Below are 20,096 nucleotides of genomic sequence, written 5' to 3'. Positions count from 1 at the left end.
ACAGGCGCGGCATGGCGCGAATGATAGCAGTGCGCGGCGTCGTGATGCATAAGCCGCCGGACGGCGTTGATACGAACCCGGCCGCTTTTCGGCCGCTTATCGGTAGTTTACCGGCCGACGTCGCGGGCTTCCCACGCGATCCGGTCGAACAGCGCGCGCAGCTTCGCGCCGCGCGCCGCGTTCAGCGCGGCCGCATGCGCGACACGCCCGGCGAGATGCGCGCGGAAGTCCGGATGCGCATCGCGATTCTGCGATGCCGGCCCGCTCCGAATGCAGTTGGTCAGGATGGCTTTCAGGAGATCGAACTCATCGCGCGCCAGGTTCGGATGACGATTGACGACCACACCGGCCAGTTGCTGGCGCATGCCGCGCCGCATCACGCGCGTCTTGCGCAATTGCAGCGCAAAGCCCTCCTCCAACGCGATCGCGGCGACCCGGACCTCCAGCCGCTCGACGTCGCGCGCCTGCGCGCCGCCGCCGGAAAATGCGAGATCGTCGGCATAACGCGTGTAGGTCGCACCGAGCGAACGCGCGAGCCCGGCGAGCCGCATGTCGAACCGGAACGCGCACAGGTTCGCCAGCGCCGGCGACGTCGGCGCCCCCTGCGGCAGATGGCGTTCTCGATAGCGCTGGCGGCCGATCCAGTCGAACCGGTCGCGCAGGTCCGGCGCGAGCAGCCGCGCGGACGGTACGCGATTGGTGCACAGCCTGGTGAGCGTGCGCGCGACTTCGGCGGGGTACCCGAGCGTGACGAACAGCGCGTGAACGCGCGCGGCGCGGATCGATACGAAGAAATCCGCGAGATCGAAACGCACGACGACATCGCGATCCGCATGCGGCGCCGCGAACGACACGATCCCGTGCCCCTTGCGAAAGCCGTGTACCGCACCGTGCGGCGCAATGCGATCGAGCAGCCCGTGCAGGACGCGGCGCTGCGCTTCGCGCAGCCGGCCCTTCGGGATCTCGACCAGGCGGCACCCGCCGCTGCGCTTGTCGTGCGCCACGTACGTGTAGTGATGCAACGGCGTGGCGCTGCTGCGCGCGTCGACGCGCCAGTGGTCGGACAGCCAGTCGAGCTCCGGCACGCGCACGCCGAGCCAGTCGGCGAGATCGCCGGGCGTCGCCCATTGCGGCACGTCGCAGCCGGCCAGCAGCGCCGGCAACGGCTGCTGGACTGGCGGCCGCCGCACGACGCGGATCGCGGCCGGCCGATCGCTGCCATACCACGCGAGCACGAAAGCCGGCGCATCGGCGAGGTCCGCCGCAAGCGCATCGATGTCGACGTCGGCCCAGCGCGCGCCGAAGCGTGCGAGCGCGGCATCCGCGACTTCGTGCGTCCACAGTGGTGCGCCGCCGAGCACGGTTGCCATCCGGGACAGCACGCCGGCGCGTTCGGGCGCACCGGCCAGCATGGCCTCGGCAATCGTGCGGGTGGTATCGCGCAGGGATGAAGACATGGAGAAAGATGGGCGGGACGATGAGCCAACGTGACGGGTACTGCGAGGAGTCACGTTGCGCAACGCGCAACGGCGCTCCTTGCGACGCATCGGGATGTCGATCTGATCCACGGGGTAGCCCCGTAGTCCTGGAACATCGGTTGCCTGTTCCGGGCGTGTGCTTGACCCACCGGCCCGCGATGCGACTTTAATGGCCGCGAACGCGGCGTGTCAAACCCGGTGGCGATCCGCCGCCGCCGGAGCGCACCGGATCGCGACGAACGACCTACGCGTGCCGGGAAAACAGTTCGCGGTACGCGATCGGCGCGACGCCGACGCCGGCCATGTTGTTCAGCATCGTGGCCCAGGTCGCGTTGTCGACGCTGACCGGAAACGACCGCACGCGGTTCGCGAGCAGCCAGAAGGTGCGCGTCATGCCGTTGCTCATCGCGACTTCATACCCGCTTCCCTCGAGCCAGTAGCCGACCGGCGGCAGCGCGACCGGTTCGAGGCGGCCGGCCCGGAACGCGGCGGCGGCCGACGCGTACTTGCTGTCGAGCGGCATGATGCGGCGCGGCACGCAGTCCTGCGAGTTCAGTTGCGGAAATCTCGGGCTCGTGCCGAGCCACAGGCCGTAGAACGTCTGAGCGTCGAGGTGCACGACGTAGCGCTCTGTTTCGGCGGGCGTCGCCGCCATGTAGCAGTCGGCCTGGCCCGGAACGGCCACGCGCCACATCGCGCGCTGCGCGCTCAGGTCGACCAGTTCGCTCGCCTGCGGCCGCGGCTGGATGGGAGACGGTCGTCCCGCTTCGCGCAGGTCGCGCGCGCGATCGAGTCCGATACGAAGACGTGTCAGCATGGGCCCTCTGTTTCTCTCGTGATTTGTTCGAATGAGTCAGGATGCGGGCCAATACGTCGTCGCGTGTCGGCAATGCGTGTGCCCGGTGTCCTGACACTCCCGGTGTGTTCGGGAACCCGCGCAGTGTAGCGTTTTTCGGTGCGCGTCAAGATGAGCGCGCCCGACCTGCGCATCGCAGCCCCGACGGAAGGCCGGGCGCCGTGTCACGATCGATCGCTCTGCCCCGCGCCGCTCGGCACGATTGCGCGGCCGGCCGTGCCTGCGTGCGTCAGCGCGATGCCGATCACGACCAGCACGAGCGCCGGCACCACATACCACCGCAACGGTTCCCCCAACAGCGCCGACGACAACAGGACGCCGAAGATCGGTACGAGGAACAGGTATATCGATACGGCGCCCGCCTTGTTGTAGGACATCAGGCTGTTCCACAACAGGAAACTGGCGGCGGATACGAAAGCCAGATACGCAAGCACGAGTACCGACCCGGGCGAGAAGTCGAATGGCGCCACACCTGCTTTCGCGCCGCCGACCGCGATCAGGGCAAGGCCGCCGAGCAACATCTGCATCGCCGTGAGCGGCAGGACGGGCAGGATCGCCGGGGCCGCCTGCTTGCTCAGCATGTTGCCCCAAGCGGCAAAAAACATCGCCGACAACATCAGGCCCTCGCCGCTTCCGATCGTGAATGCGTAGCCATTGGCCATCACGTGGTAGAACACGATGCCGGCAAAACCCAGGACGGCGGCAGCGACCTTGGTCGCGGTCATGCGGTCGTCGGCATGCATGACGTGCGCGAGGCCCAGTTGAAAGAACGTGAGCGTGCCGGCGATGATCGCGCCTTCCATGCCACTGCTGAGCGCAATCCCCGCGTAGAAGAAGACGTATTGCAGGAATGTCTGTACGACACCCACTCGCACGACCGCTACGGCCGTTGCCCGGTTCAACGGCGGCCGCGGGACGCGCGCGACGGCCATCAGCGCGAACAGCAGCAGCGCCGCCAGGACGAAGCGATAGCCTGCAAATTCGATCTGCTGGAATGTGTCGTCGCGTCGAATGCCCAGCATCCCGTACCCGACCTTCACGACAGGAAACGCGCTGCCCCACAGGCAAGTCGCTGTCACCGCGGTCACGAAGCGACCGGTGGGTTCCGCAAGGAAGCTCGTCACGCCGGACCGTGCAGGCCCGAACACGTGATCGACCGGTTCATTTCGCAACGTAGCCTCCATCGACCAGAAAGTCCGCTCCGGCAATGACGAAGGCGGCCTGCGACGCGAGAAAGCACACGGCCGCCCGACGAGACTCAATGACATGCGTGGCCGGTTCCTGACACGTGTGCACGGTGTCCTGACGCTCCCGATGTGCTCGGGAACCCGCGCAGTGTAGCGTTTTTCCATTCAGGCACGAGTCGAATCGGCCCGGCCGGCGCCGACAACGGGATGAACATGGACAGATGCGCGCTGCGCAGCTTGCGCACCGGACGAACAACGCGCCCGGAATTCAGGCAAGACCCCGTCCGGTTTCCCGGCCAAGGATTCATCCCGCTCTCACACGCTCGAGCCCCGCGAACGCCCATGCGCTTCGTCTGCCGCGCCCGCACCACCCTCATCCATCGATTCAATATTCGTCGCCGATTATTTAAATATCGAAACAATCGAAAACAAAAACAACAACACGCAGAATTCAATGAAATAGCATTCAAACAAAAAATTATCGAATTCGATTAACGATAAATTAATTCGATTGGCGCTCTCAAATTCAAATAAATAGTCTGTGTTGTGCGCCGCAACACCGCAAGTCAAAATCAACGAGATAACGGAGGCGCAGCACGAATCATCGTATTCGTGTTTTGTCGCATGGTTTCACCGTACCAGGCCACCGTTGATTTCCAGACACTTGCGAATCAGCAATCCGTAAAGACAGACTTGTCTTTGCGGACGTGACCGACGTCGTCATATCGCATCATTTCATTCATTTCCAAAGGAAAGTCATGAAGAAGATTGCAACCGTGCTGTTTTCAGCACTGATGCTCGCCTCCACGTGCGCGTCCGCACAGGCGCTTTGCAAGGCCGGCAAGATCGACAAGATCGAAACCGACCCCACCGGCAACCTGCTGGTGACCATCAACGACGGCGTCTATTCGTTCAGCGCCAAGGAAGTTTATTCAATTATTTACCAGGTATATTCAGAAAACAGGAATCTGTTTATCTACGGAAATAATTGCGCGAATGGCTCGCCGGCGACCCGCTTTGCCATTCGTTAATCGACCTTGAAGCGCTCGACGATTATCAATACGTGGAGCCTGGAGCTGGATTGACATTCTGAATCCAGCGCCACGGCGGGCTGTGGTGCCGACATTGCGCAACATGACACCTTCATGCCCGCTGGCTGATCGACCCTCTGCCACGCCCTTCCCGGTATCAGTGAAGCCAGGTTGCTTGCCGTTTCGAGTCAGGCGCTGTCCGGTATGTGTCGCGCCCGGCGCATCGTCGTGAGGTTCGCACCGAAATGCCGCATCGACGGCTGCACGATCATGCAGTTGCCATATGGTGTGACGATCGGTGTGACGATCGCATCGTTACTGTCACGCGATCTCGTTGCCGGCCTTTGCGATCGCCTCGAGCTCCGTCGCATGTGCTGGACGTGCAGTGGAATCGGTAGTTGGCGTAGCCGGTCGAGACCGACGCCCGGTTCGTTGCGCCGGCTTCGCGCGAGATTGCGTGCGCAGCTTGTGAAAGCGTATGCGCGGTCGTAGCATCAGGCTTTCCTGCTTCATCGACAGGTTGAATCCTCAGCCACGAGCTGACGCTCGATCGAGCCGGCTAGTTTGCCGACAAACTCTGCGTGCTCTGCTTTGATGCACTCATCCTGTTGCCCCACATGCGCGGCAACAGGATGGACACGCGGCTGTCGAATATCGTTATGCGCAGACAGTACCCATCCACGTCGAAGGCGCCCCAATGATCGACCACGTTTACATCTCAGTCACCGACATCGAGAAGTCACTGACCTTCTACTCCGAAGCCTTGAAGCCGCTCGGCTGGAGACTCTTCGGCAACTACGACTCCGCTTCGGGCCCGGAGAGCGTCCCGGATCTTTACGGCATCGGTGACGATGTGTATGGCAAGGGAGAGGGGGTTGGATCGAGCATCTGGCTACGCAAACGCAAGCCCGGCGAAACCGGGCTTTACCTCGGGATCGTCTGCGATACGAATGAACTGGTCGACGCTGCCTACGCAGCCGCAATCAAGGCCGGCGGTATTGACGAGGGAAAACCGGCGGATCGTACCTACTTCGCCCCCGGTTACTACGCAGCCAACGTCGCCGACATCGACGGCAACCGTCTTGAGTTCGTACACAAAGCGTGGAACCCCAAGCGACACGCGTAGCAATCCGATTGATACACGGGTGCCCTGGCTGTTCGTACAAGCTCTGGACGATCCTGCACCGGATACAGGGTTCCTGTGCGGAAGTGCGGTTGGCCGAATCGGATCGAGAACGGACTTGCGGCGCCGGTCGAGCGGTCGAGCCGGCGATAGCCCTGCGCCCGGACAATCCATGCGGGCGCAAACGGCGTAACGGCGATTTGTCTGTGCCCCGCGCACGGGTGCGTGAATCGGATGCGGTGTAGCGCACGACACCCCGGCTGAGCGAGACCGCGCGGGGCGTATCCCGGCGGTCCGCCGCAGGCGACGTCAACGCTCCAGCAATCGCCCCAGCCGCATCATCGTGACGTTCACGCCGAGATGCCGCATCGACGGTTGCACGATCACGCAGTTGTCATACGGCGTGACGATCACGTCGTCGCCGTCGCGGGCAATCTCGGTGCCGGCCTGCTCGATCACCTCGAGCCCAGTGAACGGTTGCGAGAACCGGAAATCCATCGAACGCGCGACGACCGGCTCCGTGATCTCGACGAATTTCTGCGGCACCGGTGCAGGCTGCGTGAGGAAGGCCGCGACGTCGTCGCGCGCAACCACGCCCGCATGCAGCAGGAAGCGCGCCGCGCTGTCGAGCGCGACATCGCGCGCGCTCGCAGCGAAGTGCTGGCCCGTCTCGATCAGCAGCGCATTCTTTGCGCTCGCCGGATCGCCGAAGCCGCCGTAGTCACGCAGCCGCGTGCCGTTCGCATGGCCGCGATCGATGATCACGTGCTCCGGCGTGCCGATGGCGGCCGCCAGCGCGATCGCCTTCTCGAGCGGCCCGGTCATCATCAGCGGCGCGGACGCTTCGTGCATCGAATGAATGTCGAGCAGCAGGTCGACCGTATCGAGCAGCGGACGCATCGCGCGCGCACGCGCGAGCTCGCGGCTGTCGCGCGTGCCGTCGAGCGCGGCCGGCGTCCACACGCGATTCATGTCCTCGTCGAGATAGCGCGTCGCGTCGGCGTTCTCCGCGCTGAAGTGCTCGTATGCGCCGACGTTGCCGAAGCCCAGCGACAGCCGGCCCGCAACCGGGCGCAGGCCCGCGGCCAGCAACGTGTCCACCGCGATCGCGCCGCTGACTTCGTTGCCGTGCGTCAGCGCGAGGATCATCACGTGCTTGCCGGGCCGGCCGCTGTCGAACGTATGCAGATAGTCGATGCCCGTATTGCCCGCGCGCCAGCGCGTGATGTCGGGGAAGGCCACTTCGATCGGATAGGCCGGCAATGCGGCGCGGATGGCTTCAAGCGTGGTCATGTCGGAAAGGCTCAACAGGGGTTCGGGAAAGGCGCAGCCGACGTGTGCCGGTTGCGCCGGAATCGGGTTCGCGGCCGGCGCGTCACACCTCGGTCACGCCTCGGTCACGCGCGTCGACGGCGTGGCGGCAGCCGCCGCGCCGCGCATCCGGCGGCCGAGCGAAATCACCGAAGTGATCCCGAGCACGGCCGTCGCCATCACGTAGAAACTCGGCGCCAGCTTGTTGTGCGTCGCGTCGATCAGCCAGGTCACGATCAGCGGCGCGAAGCCGCCGAACAGCGTCACCGAGAAGTTGTACGACAGCGCGAGGCCCGTGCCGCGCGTGCTCGTCGGGAAGATGTCGGCGAGCAGCGCCGGCAGCGGCGCGAGGCTCACGGCGATCAACAGGCCGACCAGCGCCTGGACCGCGAGCAGCGTCTCGACCGTCGGATAGCGGTTCAGCGCGACGAACAGCGGCCAAGTCGTCGCGCCGACCAGGATCAGCGCGATCAGCATCACGCGGATGCGGCCGAAGCGATCCGACAGATGCCCGACGACCGGCGCGGCGACCATCAGCATCGCGCCCGTGACGACCGCGCCGAGATACGACGACGTGGCCGGGATATGCAGTTGCTTGACCGCGTACGTCGGCATGTACAGCTTGTGCACGTAGTTGAAGGCCGTGGCCGTCGCGACGACACCCGCGCCGAGCAGCATGTTCGCGCGATCGCGCCCGAACACCTCGCGCAGCGGCGACTTCGCGCGCCCTTGCTCGCCGAGCCGGCGGAAATCGGCCGGTTCGTCGATGTTGCGGCGAATGTAGAGCCCGACCGGGCCGATCAGCAACCCGACCGAAAACGCGACGCGCCAGCCCCACGCATGCAGCTGGTCGGCGGTCAGCAGCAGGCTCAGCAGCGCCGACACGCCGGCCGCGAGCACCGTCGCGAGCCCCTGCGTCGACATCTGCCAGCTCGCGAAGAAGCCGCGGCGCTTCGCATCGGCCTGCTCGACCATGAACGCGGTCGCCGCGCCGAATTCGCCGCCCGTCGAGAAACCCTGCAGCATCCGCGCGACGATGATCAGCAGCGGCGACGCGATGCCGATCTGCGCATACGTCGGCGCGAACGCGATCATCGCGGTGCCGAGCATCATCAGCGCGATCGACATCGTCAGCGATGCCTTGCGGCCCGCGCGGTCCGCATAGCTGCCGAGCACGATCGAGCCGAGCGGACGCGTGACGAACGAAATGCCGAATGTGCCCACCGACAGCAGCAGCGAGGTCGCCGCGTCGTGCGTGGGAAAGAACAGCTGGCCGATGACGATCGCGAAATAGCCGTAGATCAGCAGATCGTAGAACTCCAGCGCGTTGCCGATGCTCGCGGCGCAGATCTCGCGCCACGGGTTGTGCGGGGCCGGCGTCGCGGCGTGCGTATTGCGGGTCATCCCTGTGCTCCTCCGGTAATGCTGGCCGTCAGGATTTTGAAAGACGGCGCGCGGCTGTGCCGGCGGCCGTTCGGGCCAGTCAAGCGCGGAGTGTAGGCAACGCGGGGCGGGCGTTCGTGCCGTTTCGGCACGCAATCGTGCCGATCGGCGCGCGGGCCGCGCAGCCGCTGCTCACGGAGGCTACGCCGCGCCGTCGTCGCGTGACGGCGCGGTGCGCCAGATCGCGTCGAGTACCGGGTGCGGGTCGTTCCGGCGCCGGTACAGCGCAATGTCGAAGCCGATCTGCCAGTCGGCACCGCCGACGATCGCGAGCTCGCCGCGCCGCACATCGTCGGCGACGAGCCGCTGCGGCAGCCACGCGAGGCCGAGCCCGCGACGCGCCATCGCGAGGATCGCCTCGTACGAATCGGCCTGGTACACGGGCCGCAGCGTCGGGCGGTTGGGCATTTCGGCGAGATGGCGCGCCAGCACCGCGCGCAGGGTCAGCGTGCGCGCGAACGCGAGCCACGGCACCGGCGCCTGCCCGGCCGGCAGCCGGTAGCGCACGCTGCCGCGCGCATCGAACGCGCTGACCGGCACCAGCACCTCGCGCGCGACGGACAGCCAGTCAAAGCGGTCGCGATCGATCAGCAGCCGCGTATGCGGGCTCGAATAGACGATCAGCATGTCGGCGTCGCCGGCCGTGAGCTGCAGGATCGCTTCCTCCGCGCTGCCGGTCGACACGGTCGCCGTGAAGAAGCCTGCGCGCGCAACGGTTTCGTCGTACCAGTCGGGGAAGAAGGTGGCCGAGAGCGTGCGGCCGGTCGCGATCCGGAGGTTGTTCTCCAGCACCGGCGACGCTTCCTGGAGTTGCGTGCGTGCGCCATGCAGGATGTCGAGCGCGTTCGATGCGGCATCGAGGAAGACGGTGCCCGCCGCCGTCAGTTCGAGCGGCTTCGTGCGCGCGATCAGGCGCGCGCCGACCCATTCCTCGAGCGACCGGATCCGGCGGCCGAACGCCGGATGCGTGACAAACCGGTTCTCCGCTGCGCGTGTGAAGCTGCGCGTGCGCGCGAGTTCGACGAAGTCTTCGAGCCATTTCAGTTGCATGGCTGGGCTCCTGGGTGGGCGATGAGGTGCGGGCCGGTGTGCGCGGGCCGCATCCGTGGCGCAGCAGCCGCCATGGACGGATGCGGCTCATGCGGCGCGAGCCGCGCGTGGCGCCCGATCCTACCGCACCTGCGGCGCATCGCGCAGCACGGCGCGCAGCGCGATATCGAAGGGCGTCGCGTGATCGATCCCGGCTGCGCGCATGCGCGAAGCGTCCAGATGGCAATCGTACGGACGCGGCGTCGCGTCGGTCGGCTGGTCGATCCGCCTGAGCGATGCTTCGATGCCGAGCGCAGCCGCGATCCGCTGTGCGATGTCGTACTTCGTCATCGGCTCCTCGCCCGACCAGTGGCGGATGCCCGTGATCGACGCACCCGCGAGATGGCGCAGCGTCAGGTCGCGGATGACGTCCGCGACGTCCGGCGTATACGTCGGGTAGCGGATCGCCCAGGCATCCATGCCGACCGCGTCGGCGCCCGGCCGCGCGGAGGCGGCGACCGCCGGCACGAGGCTCGTGACGGCCGATTCGCTCCAGTCGACGACCGGGCCGAAGAGCAGCGGCAGGCGCAGCACGCACGACAGCGGCGACGCGGCGAGGAGTGCCGCCTCGCCTTCCAGCTTCGTGCGGCCGTAGATGTTCAGCGGATTCGGGACGGCGTCCTCGCGGTACGGAGCGGCCTTGCCGTCGAAGACGTAGTCGGTGGAGATGCCGAGCGTCCATGCGCCATGGCGCGCGGCAAGCGCGCCGATACGGGCCGGGGCCGTCACGTTGATCGCGCGGGCGCCGGCAGGATCGCGTTCGCAGACGTCCGGGCGGCGTTCGGCCGCGCAGATGATCACGGCCGCCGGCTGGCGGGTGGCGAACAGGTGTTCGAGGGCCGGTTCGTCGAGGACGTCGAGTTCGGCGAGGTTTTCCGGGGGCAGCGCAAGGCGTTTTGCGCCTGCGCCTTGCGGGTTGCGGATCGTCGCGACGAGGTTTAACGAAGACTCGCGGGACAGGGATGCGGCAACCGCTCGGCCCAGGAGGCCGGCGGCGCCGATGAGAAGGACGGTCGATTGCGGCACGGTAGCCATCTGTGAAAGGGGAACGGGGATTCCCCAGAGCCTATCGCAACTTTTGGGTGTGAGGCATCAATCGATGGCCTGGGCACCGCTTCACGCCGCGCAAACGCAAGAAAGCCGTGCCGATCAAATACGCGCAGGGGCTTCAACCCGGAGCCGATCAAGCTACGGATGCGTGGGACAGTCAAGCGAGCAACGAATGACGGGCAACCCGCCGCGATCATGGCAGCGCCGACACTGCTCGAATTAATCAGGAATTCGAATGTATCTGATGCGTGCCGGTCAGTGATCGAGGGCACATGGATTCCCGCCGCTCTGCGGCCCTGCGCTACCGCCACACGTCACGCCCCACTAACAAAACAAAGCCCGGCGCACTTTCGTGCACCGGGCTCCGAACCTGCACGGAAACTCCGCCCCGCCTTACTTCCGGTCGAGCGAATACCGCCCCGGCCCGGTCAGCGCGAGCAACAGCAACCCGCCGATGATGCTGATGTTCTTGTAGAAGTTGATCATCGCCATGTATTGCTCCATCCCCTGCAGCGCCCAGTAGCGATGGCCGATCAGCGCGGTCGCGAGCGTATAGGCGGCGAACACCAGTGCGAGCGGACGCGTATAGAAGCCGGCCGCGATCAGCAGGCCGCCGGCCAGCTCGACCGCCACCGCGATCGCGGCTGCCAGCTCGGGCGCCGGGTTCCCCGTCGACGCCATGTACGCGACGGTGCCCGAGAAGCCGTTCAGCTTCTGCCAGCCGAACAGCACGAACAGGACCATCAACAGCACGCGAGCCGCCAGCAGCAGCTCGTCCTTCTTCGACTCCAGCGAAACGTAACGCATAGCAATCACCCTTGAATTGACGGTTTGATGCATCCGGTGCCGAGATGCGCCGAAGCGGCGCGCCAGGTCGGCAACGAATCACTCCTCGCACAATCGGACAGCAAGCCGGCTGGCCCGCCGCCGAAGAATCCGTCTGGTCGCACCGTTCCCGGCGCGCTCCGGATCGGTTCTGGCGAAGCACGGATGCAGTCTACTGTCCCCACGGGAATCATCAATCCGTCAAAACATGATTCGCTGTATCAATTTAGTGGACAATCGAAGACAACATCGTCGATAGATAGCGGCCTGCGGGGAGTGCAAACCAACCTGCTCCATGATTCAAGAACACGAAAATGCCCCGCTTCTTTCAGGCCGCCTGATTCATTCGATATTTTCGACTTCAATTGACACGAATCGGTCACAGCTGTGCATCACGCACTGTCATTCAACGGCAATTTCAATATGTGATTCACGCAGGCCAACTTCATTCCCGCAACTCGACCGATATTGCAATCGATTGGGCATGTTTCAGAAAAAGACACATGGCCCGGGAATAAGCATTGGCAATGCGAAAACGTTTCGCGGGCATGCAGGCCGAAGTCACCCGCAACGGATATCGCCCAACAGGCAAGGATTTCAGCCCGATACCGGCCAGGGAGAACGCCTTCCACACGCCGTCGATCGACACGATGTTTAGCAGGGCAAGCGAAAAATCCGTGAATAAATACAACCAAAACGGTGTGTTAACGGCAAAAAATCGCAGACCTTTAGCCCTCACTCAATCACCCCGTTCCCGTCTGCATTTTTCTCAACAGGCATTACAAAAAATTACCAAGAAATACCGATTTAAATATACGATAGCGCACGTCCTTACGTTTTCCCGACACTCCCGTGAACCCCGGAACGCGTCTCGCCGGATGTGGCCTGCCTTCGAATCGCCGCAGGCCGTCGCGGCAGCCGCTCGTCACGGGATCGCTTTCCAACCGGAGACCATCCATGGCAATAAACACGCCCGTGAACAGCAGCGCGAATTCGAACAGCGTGATGCAACAGGCGGTGCAATCGATCATCAGCGGCTCGACCGGCAATTCGTCGGATATCAACGCGCTCGTCAAGGTGCTGGTGAACGCGAAGACGGCCGGCCACGCGGCGGCGCTGACGTCGGCGCAAGCCACCAGCACAACGCAGATTTCCGCATTCGGCGCGCTGTCGTCGGCGCTGGGTGCGCTCGAGGCAGGCCTCGCGTCGCTGAAGAACGGCGCCCTGCAGTCGACGTTCAACGCGGTCGCGAGCGGCAAGGGCCTGACCGCAACCGCAGGCGTCGGTGCGGTCGCCGGCACCTACACGGTCGGCGTCACGCAGATCGCAACCGCGCAGGCGCTGTCGTCGTCCGGCTTCGACGGGAACAAGGCGCTCGGCACCGGCACGTTGACACTGTCGCTCGGCAGCCAGTCGTTCAACGTCCCGGTCGGCGGCACGAACAACACGCTGTCGGGCATTGCGGCCGCGATCAACGCCGCGTCCGGCAACCCGGGGATCAGCGCAACCGTCATCAAGGGCACCGACGGCTCGCACCTCGTGCTCTCATCGACGAAGACCGGCTCGGCGAACGCGATCAGCGTCGCGGTCGGCGACGTGTCCGGGGACAACGGGCTGTCGAGCCTCGGCGTCAAGTCGACGGCCGACACGTCCGGCGGCGCATCGAAGATCGAATCGGCGAACAGCGCGGCCGCGTGGCAGCAGAGCACCGCCGCGCAGGACGCGAAGTTCACGCTCAACGGCATCGCATCGACCAGCGCGAGCAACGCGGTGTCGGGCGTGCTGACCGGCGTCACGCTGAACCTGTCGGCGGACGCGGTCAACGCGACCGGTCCGCAGACGCTGACGGTCAGCACCGATACGAAGGCGCAGGCGACGACGATCACGAATTTCGTGAACCTGTACAACACCGTCGTCAAGACGATGGGCACGCTGACGAGCTTCACGCCGGGCGCGAACTCGCAGGGCGCGTTGATCGGCGATTCGACGCTGAACACGATCCGCAACTCGCTCGCGTCGAGCGTCGCGCGCGGCGTCCCCAACGAGGACGGCAACGGGCACACAAACCTGATGACGCTCGGCATCTCGCTCGAGAAGGACGGCACGCTGAAGATCGACAACGCGAAGCTCGACAGTGCGTTGTCGTCCAACCAGGCGGGGGTCGCGCGTCTGTTCAACTCGAAGAACGGGATCGGCGCGCGTCTGGCCGAGCAGATCGAACCGTTCACGAAGAAAGACGGGATGATCGACGTGCGCACGAACGCGCTGAGCGCCGATCTGAAGCGCGTCACCAAACAGCAGTCGGACCTGACGGACTACGCCGACCAGCTGACCAAGCAGTATCAGGCGCAGTTCACGGCACTCAACGCGCTGATGGCCAAGATGAACTCGAACACGAAGTACCTGACGCAGCTGTTCGGCGGCGCCAACAGCAGCGGTACGCTGGCAAACAAGTGATGCGCGGCCGGGCCGCCCGATGACCGCGTCGGCGGCCCCCGGCCAATGGATCGGCCGGCTCGCGCCGTCGCGCGCGGCGTGCCGCGTCGCGACGGCGTTCATGCCCGGCGATCTGCTCGCACGTGCCGGGTTCGTTTCCCTGGTTCGCACCCGCGCGGCGGGCGGCCTGCCTGCGGGTTGCCCGACACGCGTGCGCCGTCAGCCGAGCCCTTCGACGCGATCGGCGAACAGATCGATCGCACGCGACACCTGACGCCCGAAATAGCCCGGCCGCTCGCGCTCGTAGGCGCGCAGCAACGACGTGCATTCACGCTCCGCCCAGCGCCACACGGGGCCCTGTTTCGCGAAGACCGGATGACCGTGCAGCTCGGCCGGTACCGTGTGCTCGTCGTCCCAGCCCCAGAAATACGCCTGGTAAGCGCGCGCGAACGGCATCCCCAGGTTGCTCGCCACGGTCTCGTCGTGGCGCAGCGTGAAATCGACGATTTCCTTGCGCGCGTGGCCGCCGATATCGTCGTGACGCGCCTCGATCCAGCAGTGATACCTCGCGAGCTGCGACAGATGCCGCGCGGTGCGGCGCCGCTCGCGCGTCGTGCATAGCGCATACAGGTTGCCGCCGCCGAAATCCAGCACCTCCCCACCCGCGTACGGCCGGTAAGGTTTACCGGTCAGCAGCGTCAGCACCTGCGCGCCGACGATCGCGTAGTCGGCACATCGCATGTAGCCGCTGCGCGTCGTCGCTTCCGACACGCTCCGATGCACGACCTCGTCGATCACGGCGTGCAGCATGGCATCTACCGGTGCCGCCAGGATCGGTGACTGGCTTGTCGTCGTTACGTGTTGCATGGGAAGCGGATGCGGACTCACGGTTCATCGGTAAAAATCGCTCCGCGGCATAATATTACGAATCGTTACGAGAAACGATGAGAGGGTTTGATCAGATTTGTGTGCTTTTGTCGTCCGACGTGAACATGCATCGGCCAGCCGACGGCGGCGGCAGATCGCGGGGGTAATGCGTCGGAGGGACGGGCGAGCGGCTGCGGCTGCGGCTTGCGGTTACGGCTCTTGGCTCTTGGCTCTTGGCTCTTGGCTCTTGGCTCTTGGCTCTTGGCTCTTGGCTCTTGGCTCTTGGCTCTCGGCTCTCGGCTTGAGGCTTGAGGCTTGAGGCTCGCGGCGGGCGGCGGGCGGCGGGCGGCGGGCGGCGGGCGGCTCGATGGTGCGATGGGATGGAGGAAGATGGGGCCGTGCGTCGGTGTGGTGTCGGCGGCCCACCGTCGTTCATGACAACGGGCCGCCTGACCGGTCAGTCAATGCGGCGGCCCGGCTTTGCCGCCCTCGACAGCATCGAAACTCACGATAGGTTCGCCGCGTGACACGTTCGGCCCGAACACGTGCCGGGTTCATGCAATCCGGCGCATGGCAGATACGCCGCCAATACCGCTTGTCGCGACGCGTACGCATCGCATCGCATCGCATCGCATCGCAACAAGCCGACCTTACTTGCAGCCACCGTGCGCCGCCGCACGCTTCCCGCCGAACCCATCCGCGAGCAGCCGCCTGTAAGGCACACCCTACCGTCGCGCACCGCAAGCCGCGAACGGCACACCGCGTGCACTATTGCGCAGCGATCCGACGGCGGAAATGCTCGGTGCCGGCCACGATCTTGTCGAGCACCGCATCGAGTGCCCAGAATCGTTCACGCACGTCGTAGTCGATCGCGCGACAGCGGATCGACGCGAAGGTGCCGATCCGCTGGTGATAGAGCTTCGCGAGCGCCGGATACCCCAGCGCCTCCGACACCGCCGAGACGACCAGGAACGTCGAGAGCTCGTCGGCCAGCGCCGGATGCGTATCCCCTTGCGTGCGCAACCACCGGTACAGATCGGGATGGAAGTTGGTGAACACGCCGTTGAAGCCGGCGGAACCCGCCTTCATCGCATCCCACGCAATCGCGGCATTCGCGTTGAGGATCTTCAGCGGCGAACCCTCGGCGAGCGCGACGCGCCGCTTCACCGTCTCCAGGTCGCAGCTCACGTCCTTGAGCATCACGAACCGGCCCGTGTCGATGCACGCGCGCAGTTCGTCGTCCGACAGCAGCCGCCGGTAAGGCGCCGGACACTCGTACAGCCCGAGCGGCAGATCCGACGGCAATCGCGCCAGCAGCCGGTGAAGATGGTCGAGCAACGCGGCACTGCCCTGGCGCTGCGGATCGAGGCGGTTGGTCACGAGCACGACGCCCTGCGCGCCCGATTCGGCCGCCGCGCACAGCTCCGCGACCTGCGCGTCGAAATCGTCGCTGATGTGCCCGGACGCGACGACGGGCACGCGCCCGGCCACCCGTTCGACCACGAAGTGCGCGAGCTCGGCGCGTTCGGCCAGACTCAGGAACTGCATCTCGCTCGATTGCGCGACCGCGAACAACGCATCTGCGCCGTGCGCCAGATACCACTCGATCAGCCGTTCGAGCCCTGCGTAGTCGATCGCGCCGGCATCGTCGAACGGCGTCAACATCACCGGCACGATCCCCTCGATGGTCACGTTCGATTGCTGCGGGTGTTGCATCTGTTTCTCCTTGCTTCAATGAATGCGGGGGGCGGGCTCACGCCGGCAACGGTCCGGACGCGGCGTTCGCGGCCTGCTCGGGAATCGGCTTGCGCACCAGCAGAAGATAGGCCATTGCACCAGCGAACGCGATCGCCGCAGCCGCCAGCAGCGCCGGCACGAACGACCACTTCTGCGCAATGACGCCCGTCAGGATCGGCGCAAGCGCGCCACCGATGAAACCGCCGAAATTCTGGATCGCGCCGAGCGATGCGACGCGGTTCGGCGGCGCGGCCGCCGTCGCAAGCGCCCACGAGCAGGCCGACGCCGCGTTCGCGAGAAAGATCACGACCGAAATGCACGCGAGCGCCACCGTGTTGCTCTGCACGAGCGCGGCGGGGATCGTGAAGGCGACCATCCCGAGCATCGCGACCACCACCGCATTGCGCCGGCTCACGACCGGCGAGCGGCTGCGACGCGTGATCAGGTCCGACAGCCAGCCGGCGACCAGCGAACCGACGAACCCGCACAGGAACGGAACCGACGCGGCGAAGCCGGTACGGATCAGGCTCATGTGCCGTTCCATCGTCAGGTAGCCCGGCAGCCAGGTCAGGTAGACCCAGTTCAGGTACACGGATCCGAAGTAACCGATCAGCATCCCCCAGGTCGTGCCGTGCGAGAACAGGCTGCGCCATTCGGCGAACGTCAGTTTCGGTGCCGCGACCACGCTTTGCGCGTCGGCATCGAGATAACTGCGCTCGGCGGCGGACAGTTGCGCGCGCACCGGATCGCGATACAGCGCGAACCAGACGACGGCGACGACGAGACCGAGCGCCCCCGTCGCGATGAACGCCCAGCGCCAGTCGAACGACGCGACGAGGATTGACAGCAGCAACGGCGCGAGCGCGGTGCCGAGCGGCGACGCGGCGTTGAAGATCCCGGTCGGCGTGCCGCGCGCGCGCAGCGGAAACCAGTTGCTCACCACCCGCGCGGCCGACGGGAATTGCGGCGCCTCGCCGATGCCGAGCACGATGCGCGCGACGATGAACCAGCCGAAAGTCGACACGATGCCGCCCGCCGCCTGCGCGAACGACCAGACGATCAACCCGACGCCGAGCAGCCGGCGCGGCCCGATGCGGTCGACGAGCCCGCCGACCGGGAACTGGCACAGCGCATAGCTCCACGAGAAGGCCGACAGCAGCAGCCCCATCTGCGAGAGCGACAAGCCGAGATCGCCGCGGATCGCCGAGCTCGCGACGGCCAGCGTGCCGCGATCGAGATAGTTGACGATGCCGCTCGCCATCAGCAGCGCGAGCGCGATGCGTTGCCCGCGCCGGATACGCGGCGGTGCGGGCGGAACTGTCGGGGTTTCGTTCATTGCGGTTGTCTCCATGTCACGGGTATCGGCCGGTTCCGGCCTGTCCGTCTGATGCGGAATTCAGGGGTGCAGGCGCGCCACTTCCTCGCGCGTCGGGATCGAGGTCTGCGCGCCGTAGCGCGTCACGCTGATCGCGGCGGCGCGCTGGCCGAAGCCGATCGCGTCGTCCATCGACGCGCCGCCCGCGCGGGCCGCCGCGAACCCGCCGACGAACGTGTCGCCGGCCGCGGTCGTATCGACGGCGACCACCGTCATCGCACGCACGCGGCCGTTGCCTGCACCGCCGCGCCAGCAAACGCCCCGCTCGCCGAGCGTGACCAGCACGTTGCCGGCACCCTTCGCGCACAGCGCATCGGCGGCGCGCACGGCCGACGCATCGTCGTCGACGGCGATGCCGGTCAGCGACTCGGCTTCGGTTTCGTTGACGACGAGGTAGTCGACCCGTGCCAGCAGCGCGTCGAACAGCGGCTGCGCGGGCGCGGGATTGAGCAGCACCGGCGTGTGGTGCGCGGATGCACAGGCAATCGCGCGCGCGACGGTGGCAAGCGGCACTTCGAGCTGGCACACGAGCAGCGCCGCCCCCGCGATCGCTTCGCGCGCCGCGTCGATCCGGTCGGCATCGAGGCGCGCATTCGCGCCGGGCACGACCACGATGCTGTTCGCGCCGCCGTCGTCGACCGTGATCGTGGCCACCCCGGTCGCCGTGCCGCCGATCCGGTCCAGGTGCGTCACGTCGATGCGTTCGGCCGCCAGCGCGTCGTGCAGGCGTGCACCGAATGCGTCGTCACCGACGCAGCCGATCATCGCGACCGACGCGCCCAGGCGCGCGGCCGCGACCGCCTGGTTCGCCCCCTTGCCGCCATGAACGGTCTGGAAATCCGTGCCGAGCAGCGTCTCGCCCGGCACCGGCAGGCGCGGCGCGCGCGTCACGAGGTCGATGTTCACGCTGCCGACGACGGCGATGCGCGGTGAATGGGCGTCGTTCATTTCTCGATGTAATCGCTTACATTTGCAGCGGACAAAATGGCCGGAACGGCCGTCGTCGATGAAAATTTCACGATATGGATAGAATATGTGTCTGACATAATACGGAAGCACGCCAAGATAGCGCTTACATTCTCACAGGGTCGATCGGGAATGCAAGCGGTGCCACCACGAATTGAGGGTAAACAACGATGCATCTGACAACGCGCGGTGCCGTCACCGCCGCCACGCCGGGAGACGGCCGATGAGCGCGCCTCCGTCCCGCGCCGGCGCGCCCCGGGCGCGCCGCGGCAGCGGCCGCTCGGTGCTCGGCGACGTCGCGAAACTGGCCGGCGTATCGACCGCAACCGTTTCGCGCGTGTACAACGATCCCGGCAAGGTGTCGGCCGACGTGCAGCAGCGCGTGCGCGACGCCGCACGCACGCTGAACTGGATTCCGAATGCGGCGGGCCGCGCGCTCGCGTCCACGCGCACCCACATCACGGGCGCGATCATCCCGACGCTCGACGACCAGGTGTTCGCGTCGCAGGTCGCCGGCATGCAGACGGTCATGGCCGAGCACGGCATCACGCTGTTCCTCGGCTGCTCGAACTACGATCCCGCGCAGGCGCTGGCCCAGGTGCGCGCGATGCTGTCGCGCGGCGTGGAAGCCGTGTCGCTGGTCGGCGAAGCATATCCGCCGGAACTGTTCGAACTCCTTGCGATGCACCGCGTGCCGTACGTCGTCACTTATGCGTATCGCGACGACAGCCCGCACTGCTGCATCGGCTTCGACAACCGTGCGGCGTTCGCGCGGCTCACCACCCACCTGCTCGACCTCGGCCATCGGGATTTCGCGATCATCATGCAGCCGTCGGCCGATAACGACCGCGTGCAGGCCCGCCTGCGCGGCATTCACGACACGCTCGCCGCGCGCGGCCTCGCGGTGCGCCCTGTCCATCAGCACGAAGGCGCGGCCACGATTGCCTTCGGGCGAGCGAGCCTGCGCGCGATCGCCGGCAGTGATGCGGCGACGCGGCCGACGGCCGTGATCTGCGGCAACGACGCACTCGCGCTCGGTGCATTGCTCGAAGCGCAGGCGCTTGGCATCGACGTGCCCGCGCAATTGTCGATCACCGGGTTCGATGACATCGCGCTCGCGCGCGAGATCCAGCCGCCGCTGACGACGATGTGGGTCGACACCGACGCGATCGGGCGCCAGGCCGCACAGGCATTGCTCGACGCGCTCGAGAACGGCGCAGCGGGGCCTGGTCATGCGGTCCTGCCCGAATTACGTGCGCGGGAGTCGGCTGCACCACCGGCCACACCGCCGGCGCAAGCGCGCGCAGTGCGAAAGAAATGAA

At 66.1% G+C, this 20,096-nt stretch carries 18 protein-coding genes; 5 read left to right on the top strand and 13 right to left on the bottom strand.

Translation table 11 applies throughout. The features are described 5' to 3' along the window. Nucleotides 1-107: 107 nt before the first annotated feature. The 3 genes from ACPTTF_RS33705 to ACPTTF_RS33695 all read right to left on the bottom strand — a co-directional run bounded on the left by ACPTTF_RS33705 (nucleotide 108) and on the right by ACPTTF_RS33695 (nucleotide 3,686). Nucleotides 108-1,457, bottom strand: coding sequence for a reverse transcriptase family protein (locus ACPTTF_RS33705; RefSeq protein ID WP_423371968.1), 1,350 nt, complete (start codon nucleotides 1,455-1,457; stop codon nucleotides 108-110). 265 nt (nucleotides 1,458-1,722) lie between these two features. Beyond that, nucleotides 1,723-2,295, bottom strand: coding sequence for a plasmid fertility inhibition factor family protein (locus tag ACPTTF_RS33700; protein ID WP_423371967.1), 573 nt, complete (start codon nucleotides 2,293-2,295; stop codon nucleotides 1,723-1,725). A 203-nt stretch (nucleotides 2,296-2,498) separates the two neighbouring features. Beyond that, nucleotides 2,499-3,686, bottom strand: a complete 1,188-nt coding sequence (locus ACPTTF_RS33695) for a DMT family transporter (protein ID WP_423371966.1) — start codon at nucleotides 3,684-3,686, stop codon at nucleotides 2,499-2,501. A 42-nt stretch (nucleotides 3,687-3,728) separates the two neighbouring features. Between ACPTTF_RS33695 and ACPTTF_RS33690 the strand changes: the two genes are divergently transcribed. From ACPTTF_RS33690 to ACPTTF_RS33680, 3 genes are all read left to right on the top strand, one after another. After that, nucleotides 3,729-4,016 carry a hypothetical protein gene (locus ACPTTF_RS33690; protein ID WP_423371965.1) on the top strand — a complete coding sequence of 96 codons (288 nt, stop codon included), beginning with the start codon at nucleotides 3,729-3,731 and terminating at the stop codon, nucleotides 4,014-4,016. A gap of 263 nt (nucleotides 4,017-4,279) precedes the next feature. Then, nucleotides 4,280-4,552 (top strand): hypothetical protein, encoded by a 273-nt coding sequence (locus tag ACPTTF_RS33685; RefSeq protein WP_166958748.1) that lies wholly within the window; start codon nucleotides 4,280-4,282, stop codon nucleotides 4,550-4,552. Nucleotides 4,553-5,249: 697 nt separating this feature from the next. Further along, complete coding sequence (locus ACPTTF_RS33680) at nucleotides 5,250-5,678, top strand: VOC family protein (protein ID WP_423371964.1); 429 nt, start codon at nucleotides 5,250-5,252, stop codon at nucleotides 5,676-5,678. A gap of 306 nt (nucleotides 5,679-5,984) precedes the next feature. Here the strand turns inward: ACPTTF_RS33680 and ACPTTF_RS33675 are convergent, their stop codons facing one another. The 6 genes from ACPTTF_RS33675 to ACPTTF_RS33650 all read right to left on the bottom strand — a co-directional run bounded on the left by ACPTTF_RS33675 (nucleotide 5,985) and on the right by ACPTTF_RS33650 (nucleotide 12,132). Further along, a complete protein-coding gene (locus ACPTTF_RS33675; RefSeq protein WP_423371963.1) occupies nucleotides 5,985-6,968 on the bottom strand; it encodes a succinylglutamate desuccinylase in 984 nt (327 codons plus the stop codon). A 93-nt stretch (nucleotides 6,969-7,061) separates the two neighbouring features. After that, the gene (locus ACPTTF_RS33670; RefSeq protein WP_423371962.1) at nucleotides 7,062-8,390 is read right to left on the bottom strand and encodes an MFS transporter; all 1,329 of its coding nucleotides are present in this window, start codon (nucleotides 8,388-8,390) and stop codon (nucleotides 7,062-7,064) included. Between the two features lie 180 nt (nucleotides 8,391-8,570). Continuing rightward, nucleotides 8,571-9,479, bottom strand: a complete 909-nt coding sequence (locus ACPTTF_RS33665) for a LysR family transcriptional regulator (RefSeq protein ID WP_166958756.1) — start codon at nucleotides 9,477-9,479, stop codon at nucleotides 8,571-8,573. Nucleotides 9,480-9,599: 120 nt separating this feature from the next. After that, complete coding sequence (locus ACPTTF_RS33660; protein WP_423371961.1) at nucleotides 9,600-10,553, bottom strand: dTDP-4-dehydrorhamnose reductase family protein; 954 nt, start codon at nucleotides 10,551-10,553, stop codon at nucleotides 9,600-9,602. 408 nt (nucleotides 10,554-10,961) lie between these two features. Next, nucleotides 10,962-11,375 (bottom strand): DoxX family protein, encoded by a 414-nt coding sequence (locus ACPTTF_RS33655; protein ID WP_423371960.1) that lies wholly within the window; start codon nucleotides 11,373-11,375, stop codon nucleotides 10,962-10,964. Between the two features lie 463 nt (nucleotides 11,376-11,838). After that, complete coding sequence (locus ACPTTF_RS33650) at nucleotides 11,839-12,132, bottom strand: hypothetical protein (RefSeq protein ID WP_423371959.1); 294 nt, start codon at nucleotides 12,130-12,132, stop codon at nucleotides 11,839-11,841. 218 nt (nucleotides 12,133-12,350) lie between these two features. Between ACPTTF_RS33650 and fliD the strand changes: the two genes are divergently transcribed. After that, on the top strand, nucleotides 12,351-13,850 hold the full coding sequence (gene fliD / locus ACPTTF_RS33645; RefSeq protein WP_423371958.1) for a flagellar filament capping protein FliD: 1,500 nt from the start codon (nucleotides 12,351-12,353) through the stop codon (nucleotides 13,848-13,850). A 198-nt stretch (nucleotides 13,851-14,048) separates the two neighbouring features. Here the strand turns inward: fliD and ACPTTF_RS33640 are convergent, their stop codons facing one another. From ACPTTF_RS33640 to rbsK, 4 genes are all read right to left on the bottom strand, one after another. Further along, the gene (locus tag ACPTTF_RS33640; protein WP_166958764.1) at nucleotides 14,049-14,696 is read right to left on the bottom strand and encodes a hypothetical protein; all 648 of its coding nucleotides are present in this window, start codon (nucleotides 14,694-14,696) and stop codon (nucleotides 14,049-14,051) included. Between the two features lie 768 nt (nucleotides 14,697-15,464). Next, a complete protein-coding gene (locus ACPTTF_RS33635) occupies nucleotides 15,465-16,412 on the bottom strand; it encodes a dihydrodipicolinate synthase family protein (protein WP_423371957.1) in 948 nt (315 codons plus the stop codon). Nucleotides 16,413-16,449: 37 nt separating this feature from the next. Then, nucleotides 16,450-17,769 carry an MFS transporter gene (locus tag ACPTTF_RS33630; protein WP_423371956.1) on the bottom strand — a complete coding sequence of 440 codons (1,320 nt, stop codon included), beginning with the start codon at nucleotides 17,767-17,769 and terminating at the stop codon, nucleotides 16,450-16,452. A gap of 60 nt (nucleotides 17,770-17,829) precedes the next feature. Beyond that, a complete protein-coding gene (gene rbsK, locus ACPTTF_RS33625) occupies nucleotides 17,830-18,756 on the bottom strand; it encodes a ribokinase (protein WP_423371955.1) in 927 nt (308 codons plus the stop codon). A 241-nt stretch (nucleotides 18,757-18,997) separates the two neighbouring features. Between rbsK and ACPTTF_RS33620 the strand changes: the two genes are divergently transcribed. Then, a complete protein-coding gene (locus ACPTTF_RS33620; RefSeq protein ID WP_423371954.1) occupies nucleotides 18,998-20,095 on the top strand; it encodes a LacI family DNA-binding transcriptional regulator in 1,098 nt (365 codons plus the stop codon). Nucleotide 20,096 lies beyond the last annotated feature (1 nt).

The organism is Burkholderia crassaminum, assembly GCF_964265005.1.
Taxonomy (GTDB): domain Bacteria; phylum Pseudomonadota; class Gammaproteobacteria; order Burkholderiales; family Burkholderiaceae; genus Burkholderia.
The sequence above is the reverse complement of the archived record's forward strand: the minus strand, read 5'-3'. Positions and strand labels throughout refer to the sequence as shown.

Excerpts from the sequence above, each read along its gene's own strand:
- ACPTTF_RS33660 (WP_423371961.1), bottom strand. The coding sequence starts at position 10,553 with ATGGCTACCGTGCCGCAATCGACCGTCCTTCTCATCGGCGCCGCCGGC.
- ACPTTF_RS33690 (WP_423371965.1), top strand. The coding sequence starts at position 3,729 with ATGAACATGGACAGATGCGCGCTGCGCAGCTTGCGCACCGGACGAACA.
- ACPTTF_RS33675 (WP_423371963.1), bottom strand. The coding sequence starts at position 6,968 with ATGACCACGCTTGAAGCCATCCGCGCCGCATTGCCGGCCTATCCGATC.
- ACPTTF_RS33685 (WP_166958748.1), top strand. The coding sequence starts at position 4,280 with ATGAAGAAGATTGCAACCGTGCTGTTTTCAGCACTGATGCTCGCCTCC.
- ACPTTF_RS33700 (WP_423371967.1), bottom strand. The coding sequence starts at position 2,295 with ATGCTGACACGTCTTCGTATCGGACTCGATCGCGCGCGCGACCTGCGC.
- ACPTTF_RS33630 (WP_423371956.1), bottom strand. The coding sequence starts at position 17,769 with ATGAACGAAACCCCGACAGTTCCGCCCGCACCGCCGCGTATCCGGCGC.
- ACPTTF_RS33640 (WP_166958764.1), bottom strand. The coding sequence starts at position 14,696 with ATGCAACACGTAACGACGACAAGCCAGTCACCGATCCTGGCGGCACCG.
- ACPTTF_RS33680 (WP_423371964.1), top strand. The coding sequence starts at position 5,250 with ATGATCGACCACGTTTACATCTCAGTCACCGACATCGAGAAGTCACTG.
- ACPTTF_RS33635 (WP_423371957.1), bottom strand. The coding sequence starts at position 16,412 with ATGCAACACCCGCAGCAATCGAACGTGACCATCGAGGGGATCGTGCCG.
- ACPTTF_RS33655 (WP_423371960.1), bottom strand. The coding sequence starts at position 11,375 with ATGCGTTACGTTTCGCTGGAGTCGAAGAAGGACGAGCTGCTGCTGGCG.
- ACPTTF_RS33705 (WP_423371968.1), bottom strand. The coding sequence starts at position 1,457 with ATGTCTTCATCCCTGCGCGATACCACCCGCACGATTGCCGAGGCCATG.
- ACPTTF_RS33665 (WP_166958756.1), bottom strand. The coding sequence starts at position 9,479 with ATGCAACTGAAATGGCTCGAAGACTTCGTCGAACTCGCGCGCACGCGC.
- ACPTTF_RS33620 (WP_423371954.1), top strand. The coding sequence starts at position 18,998 with ATGAGCGCGCCTCCGTCCCGCGCCGGCGCGCCCCGGGCGCGCCGCGGC.
- ACPTTF_RS33670 (WP_423371962.1), bottom strand. The coding sequence starts at position 8,390 with ATGACCCGCAATACGCACGCCGCGACGCCGGCCCCGCACAACCCGTGG.
- rbsK (WP_423371955.1), bottom strand. The coding sequence starts at position 18,756 with ATGAACGACGCCCATTCACCGCGCATCGCCGTCGTCGGCAGCGTGAAC.
- ACPTTF_RS33695 (WP_423371966.1), bottom strand. The coding sequence starts at position 3,686 with ATGGAAAAACGCTACACTGCGCGGGTTCCCGAGCACATCGGGAGCGTC.
- fliD (WP_423371958.1), top strand. The coding sequence starts at position 12,351 with ATGGCAATAAACACGCCCGTGAACAGCAGCGCGAATTCGAACAGCGTG.